This is a genomic window from Mycoplasmopsis gallinarum DSM 19816 (assembly GCF_000621085.1).
GTDB classification, from domain to species: Bacteria; Bacillota_I; Bacilli_A; order Mycoplasmatales; family Metamycoplasmataceae; genus Mycoplasmopsis; species Mycoplasmopsis gallinarum.
This window is the reverse complement of sequence record NZ_JHZE01000004.1, coordinates 1-1,298: the sequence shown is the minus strand read 5'-3', so window position 1 is coordinate 1,298 and position 1,298 is coordinate 1. Positions and strand designations below refer to the sequence as shown.

1 protein-coding gene is annotated in these 1,298 nt (G+C 22.9%); it reads left to right on the top strand.

What is annotated here, in order from left to right:
- Positions 1–139: 139 nt before the first annotated feature.
- On the top strand, positions 140–1,298 hold a 1,159-nt coding region (locus Q346_RS0100065), incomplete at its 3' end, for an aldehyde dehydrogenase family protein (protein WP_051521760.1).

Below are 1,298 nucleotides of genomic sequence, written 5' to 3'. Positions count from 1 at the left end.
ATTATTTACAATGATGTGTCTTAAGACATTTCAATAAATCATTATTACTATTCAGTTTTCAGAGAACTTGCGCCACAAGGCGTTTTTTTATTTAAATTAATAAATATTTATTAATTTAAATGTTTAAAATATACTTATTATGAATAATTTAAATAATGATCAAAGGATTTATAATTTACAAAAAACCAAATTAATCAAACCAATAGAATATAAAGAGAGAATCCAAATTTTAAAAAAATTAAAAACCATTTTATTGAATAATGAAAATAAAATATATTCAGTTTTGAATTTAGATTTAAACAAAAGTAAAGAAGAAAGTTATATTACTGAATTTGGTTTAATAATTAAAGAACTTAATCTATTTATTAAGAAATTGCAAAAGTGAACAAAACCAATCAAAATAAAAAGAAATAATTTAACCTTTTATGCTAAACAATATCAAAAATTGGAACCTTTAGGACAGAGTTTAATAATTAGTCCATGAAATTATCCATTTATGCTGACTTTTATACCCCTGATAGGCTCAATTGCAGCAGGAAATAGAACTATTATTAAAACTTCTGATCTTAGTTTAAATTCAACCAAATTAATCACAGAAATTATTAATGAAAATTTTTTACCTGAGTTAATTTATGTGATGGATTATCAATTGAATTCAATCCAATCAATGCTTGATAATCATTTTGATTTAATTTTTTATACTGGAAATAGTTATGTGGCAAAAAATATTCAAAAACAAGCTGCTTTGAATTTAAGTTCCACAATTTTAGAATTAGGCGGAAAATGCCCTTTAATTATTGACAGAGAAATGAATTTGGAACTTTTAATGCCAAAGTTAATTAGAGCAAAATCAATCAATAGCGGTCAAACCTGTATTGCTCCGGATTATATTTATATTCATGAAAGTCAATTAGCTAGTTTTTTAGAAATTTTTGAAAAAACTAAAAATGAATTGAAATTTGATTATTTAGACAAGCCCAAAATTATTTCACCTAAGCATTATCAACGTTTAATGAATTTAATTTCTAATGAGATAGCATTAAAATCTAATTATGCAGAACAAAAAATTGATCTAATAACTTTTTTATCTTCTTGAGATGCTAAAATAATGCAAGAAGAAATATTTGGTCCTTTTTTACCTGTTTTAACTTATCAAAATTTGAATGAAGTTATAGAAGCTTTAAAAACTAAAGAAAAACCATTGACTTTATATTTTTATTCTGAAAATAAAACAAATATTAAATTGATTGAAGAAAATACCACTTCTGGTTCTTTTGTAGTTAATGATTTATTAAATC